This window comes from Pseudonocardia sp., assembly GCF_050246655.1.
Lineage (GTDB): Bacteria > Actinomycetota > Actinomycetes > Mycobacteriales > Pseudonocardiaceae > Pseudonocardia.
The window spans coordinates 1-4393 of record NZ_JBFWVQ010000217.1 but is presented as its reverse complement, the minus strand read 5'-3'; the positions used below and the strand labels follow the sequence as shown (position 1 = coordinate 4393).

The following is a 4393-nucleotide window of genomic DNA, read 5'->3' as shown; positions in this document are numbered from 1 at the left end:
GCTCGGCGATCACCGCGACCAGCCGCGACACGCCGATGCCGTAGGACCCCATCGTGATCCGGATGGGCTTCGAGTCCGGGCCGAGCGCGTCCAGGCCCAGCGCGTCCGCGTACTTGCGGCCGAGCTGAAACACGTGCCCGATCTCGATGCCGCGCGCGGCGGCGAGGGGCCCGCTGCCGTCCGGGGCGGGATCGCCCTCGCGGACCTCGGCCGCCTCGATCGTGCCGTCCGGGGTGAAGTCGCGGCCCACGACGAGGTCGACGACGTGGTGGTCGGCCTTGTCCGCGCCCGTCACCCAGGCGGTGCCGGTGACGATGCGGGGATCGACGAGGAAGCGGACCCCGTTCGCGGCGAGCGCCCCCGGCCCGATGTAGCCCTTGACGAGGAAGCCGTTGCGGGCGAAGTCCGCGTCGTCCAGCAGCGCCACCTCGGCGGGGTCCAGCGCCGCCTCCAGCCGCTTCATGTCGACCTCGCGGTCCCCGGGAACGCCCACGGCGAGCAGCTCCCACTCCGCCTCGCCCGGCCTGCGGATCTTGACCAGCACGTTCTTGAGCGTGTCCGCGGCGGTGAAGGCGCGGCCGAGCCCGGCCCCGTTCAGGAAGTCGACCAGCGACTCGATCGTCGGGGTGTCCGGGGTGTGGTGCACCTGCGCCTCGGGCAGGCCCTCGATCGACCGGGCGGGGGGCGGCGTCGTCGTGACCGCCTCCACGTTCGCGGCGTACCCGCCGGGGCTCGCGACGTAGGTGTCCTCGCCGGTCTCGGCCTCGGCGAGGAACTCCTCGCTGGCCGAGCCGCCCATCGCCCCGGACGTCGCCTTCACCACGACGTAGCGCAGTCCGAGCCGGTCGAAGATCCGCGTGTACGCCTCGCGGTGCAGCCGGTAGGACTCCGCGAGGCCGTCGTCGGTGAGGTCGAACGAGTAGGAGTCCTTCATGAGGAACTCCCGCCCGCGCAGGATCCCCGCGCGGGGCCGCGCCTCGTCGCGGTACTTGTTCTGGATCTGGTACAGGATGACCGGATAGTCCTTGTACGAGCTGTACTCGCCCTTCACGGCCAGCGTGAACAGCTCCTCGTGGGTGGGTCCGAGCAGGTAGTCGCCACCCTTGCGGTCCTTGAGCCGGAAGATGTTCGGGCCGTACTCGGTCCAGCGGTTCGTGGCCTCGTAGGGCTCGCGCGGCAGCAGCGCGGGGAACTGGATCTCCTGGGCGCCGATGGCGTCCATCTCCTCACGGACGATCTCCTCGATCGCCCGCAGCACCCTGAGCCCCAGCGGCAGCCAGGAGTAGACCCCCGGCGCGACGCGCCGGACGTAGCCGGCGCGGACCAGCAGCTTGTGGCTGGGCACCTCCGCATCGGCCGGGTCCTCGCGCAGGGTCCGCAGGAACAGCGACGACATCCTGGTCAGCACCCGTCGAAGGGTAGCGAGCGGCCCCGCGGCCGGTCCTCCCGGTTCCGCTTCCGGTAGGGCTCACCCACCCCCGAGAGGTGGGGACCTCACACCTTCCTCACGCCGCGCGACCGGGGCTAGCATCCCCGCGACCGGTCGGAGAGCGGGGTGGATCCCGCATCGGGGACCCGTGCCGGAGAGCCAGGGGGCCAGGTCAATGTCGGCCAAAGAGATCCTCATCTACGTCTTCATCGATGTCGCCATCATCGTCGCGGTGGCGCGCGTCTTCGGCCGGTTGGCCCAGCGGATCGGGCAGCCCGCCGTGATCGGCGAGATCGTCGCCGGCATCGCGCTCGGCCCCACCCTGCTCGGCCTGCTGCCCGGGAACCTGCCGCTGGTGCTGTTCCCCATGGAGGTGCGGCCCTACCTCAACGTGATCGCCCAGATCGGGCTGATCCTGTTCATGTTCATCGTCGGCCTCGAGGTGGACCTGTCGACGATCCGCGACCGGCGCTCGACGGCGCTCACCGTGTCCCTCACCTCGGTGGTGCTGCCGTTCTCCCTCGGCATCGTGCTGGCGACCTACCTGTACGCCGACCACGGCGTGTTCACCAACCCGGACGGTTCCACCGAGGACATCGCCTTCCTGCCGTTCGCGCTGTTCCTCGGCGCCGCGATGTCGATCACCGCGTTCCCGGTGCTCGCCCGGATCCTCACCGAGCGCCGGATGCAGCGCACCGCGGTCGGCGTACTGGCCCTGGCCTGCGCGGCCATCGACGACGTGCTGGCCTGGTCGCTGCTCGCCGTGGTCGTCGCGGTCGGGGCGGCGGACGGGAACTTCCTGAGCGTCGCCAAGATCATCGGGCTGACCGCGGTGTTCGCGGCCTTCATGTTCCTCGTCGTCCGGCCACTGCTCGCCCGGATGGTGCCCTGGTACAACCGCGAGGGCCGGCTGACACCGGACATGCTCGCGATCGTGCTCGTGCTCCTGCTGACCAGCGCGTACATCACCGAGAAGATCGAGGTCCACGCCATCTTCGGGGCCTTCATCCTGGGCACCGCGATGCCGCGGCGCGGCGCGGCCGGGCTCACCCGGGAGATCCTGGAGCGTGTCGAGCAGATCAGCCTGCTCCTGCTGCTGCCCGTGTTCTTCGTCGTCACCGGCCTGCGGGTCGACATCGGTGCCGTCGGCCTCATCGGCCTCTGGGAGCTGCTGCTCATCCTCCTGGCGGCGATCGGCGGCAAGTTCATCGGCGCCTACACCGCCGCGCGGTTCCGGCGCGTCCCCCGCCGGCAGGCCGGCGCGCTCGGGCTGCTCATGAACACCCGCGGACTCACCGAGCTGGTGATCCTCACCGTCGGCGTCCAGCTCGGGGTGCTCGACCAGAACCTGTTCACGCTGATGGTGCTCATGGCGTTGATCACGACGGCGATGGCTGCACCGTTGCTGAACATCGTCTATCCGGACCGGATGGTGCAGCGCGACATCGCCGCGGCCGAACGCGAGGAGCTCGGCGAGATCGACGCCTACACCGTCGTGGTCGCGGTCCCCGAGGACGGTGCGGGCGCCGGCGGACCCGACGGAACCGCAACCCCGGCACTCGCGCGGATCGCCCGGGACGTCGCGGGCCTCGAGCGCCCCGCCCGCGTGGCGCTCTGCCGGTTCCTCCCCGCCCGGCCCAAGCTGGAGATGGGCGGCGGGCTGGGCAACGAGCTCGCCCTCATCGCCGCAGCGGGCGACTCGCTGCGCGTCGTGGCGCAGGAGATCTCCGCCTCCGGGGACGTCCAGTGCTCGGTGGTGGCGCGGTTCGCCGCCGATCCGCGCGCGGAGCTCGCGGCCGTCGGCGCGGCCGTCGGTGCCGAGATCGTGCTGGTCCCCGAGGGGGAGAACGCCGAGGACACCGACGCCGGCCTGCCCGACGCCCCGGCCGCCGCCCGCGGCTGGGTCCGCCTGGGCGGCGCGCCGGACGGGCCGGTGCTCGTCCTCACCGACGGCTCCGCGGCCGGGCGGGCGGCCGTCCGGCTGGGGGCGCAGGCGGCCCTCGCCCGCGGGGAGACCCTCCTCGTCGGAGGCACGGGTGACCGGCGTTCCGGCCGCCGCGCCGCGGCGGCCGTCGAGGCCCTGCGGCGCCACGGGGTGGCCGCGGAGCAGGCCGACGGCGAGGTCGCCGCGGGGCTCGTCGTGGTGGCAGGGGCGGCCGCGGCCCCCGCCGCGGGCGCGGTGGTACGGGTGTGGCCGAGCGAGATCGAGACGGACGAGGACCTCGACCAGACGGTGCAGCGCATCGTCGTCGAAGCCCGGGTGCCCGACCGGACAACCTGACCGGCCTGATCGAGGAGGCGGGCGCCGGCCGTCGTCATGATCGCCGGGAATGGTGCACGACGCTCGCATGTGAGCGTCATGCACCAGTTCTGGCGATCATGGTCGCTACGAGGTGGGCGTCGCCCCCGGCGGGGCGGGCGCCGCCCGGACCTCCGCCATGCTGATCGCGCCGCGGCGGATCGCCTCGTTCGCCAACCGGGTGCGACGACGCTCGCCGTCCACCACGCCGAACTTGTCGTAGAGCCGCAGGAGGTGCTGCTTCACCGCGGCCTCCGACACCCACAGCTCCTGGGCGATCGACCGGGTGGACGCCGGCTCGGCGAACATCTCCCCCGCGGCCATCGGGCGGAAGAGCGCCACGAGCACGTCCCGCTCGCGGGGGGTGAGCTGGGGTGGCAGCACCGTGGTCTCGGTGACCCCGGGGTCCTTCGCCGTCGGGTTGCCACGCAGCACGATGCGGGTGCGGCCGACGCGGACCTCGTCTCCCGCGGCCAGGCGCACCTCGCTCGCGAGCCGCTTGCCGTTGACGAACGTGCCGTTGCTGGAGCCGACGTCACGCACGCTCCAGCCGCCCGCGAGCGGCTCCAGAACGGCGTGCACGCGCGACACCTGCCCGTCGTCGGACAGGACGACGTCGTTCTCCTCGGAGCGCCCGATCGTGATCCGCTCGCCGGACAGCGGGA

3 protein-coding genes are annotated in these 4393 nt (G+C 72.5%); 1 reads left to right on the top strand and 2 read right to left on the bottom strand.

Annotation, left to right across the window (positions count from 1 at the left end; translation table 11 throughout):
• Positions 1–1408: proline--tRNA ligase (locus AB7J25_RS30325; protein ID WP_428514769.1), on the bottom strand; the 1408-nt coding region annotated here is incomplete at its 3' end.
• 196 nt (positions 1409–1604) lie between these two features.
• Here AB7J25_RS30325 and AB7J25_RS30320 point away from each other — a divergent pair.
• Positions 1605–3710 carry a cation:proton antiporter gene (locus AB7J25_RS30320; protein WP_428514767.1) on the top strand — a complete coding sequence of 702 codons (2106 nt, stop codon included), beginning with the start codon at positions 1605–1607 and terminating at the stop codon, positions 3708–3710.
• A gap of 105 nt (positions 3711–3815) precedes the next feature.
• Here AB7J25_RS30320 and AB7J25_RS30315 read toward each other — a convergent pair.
• Positions 3816–4393: FHA domain-containing protein (locus AB7J25_RS30315; protein WP_428514765.1), on the bottom strand; the 578-nt coding region annotated here is incomplete at its 5' end.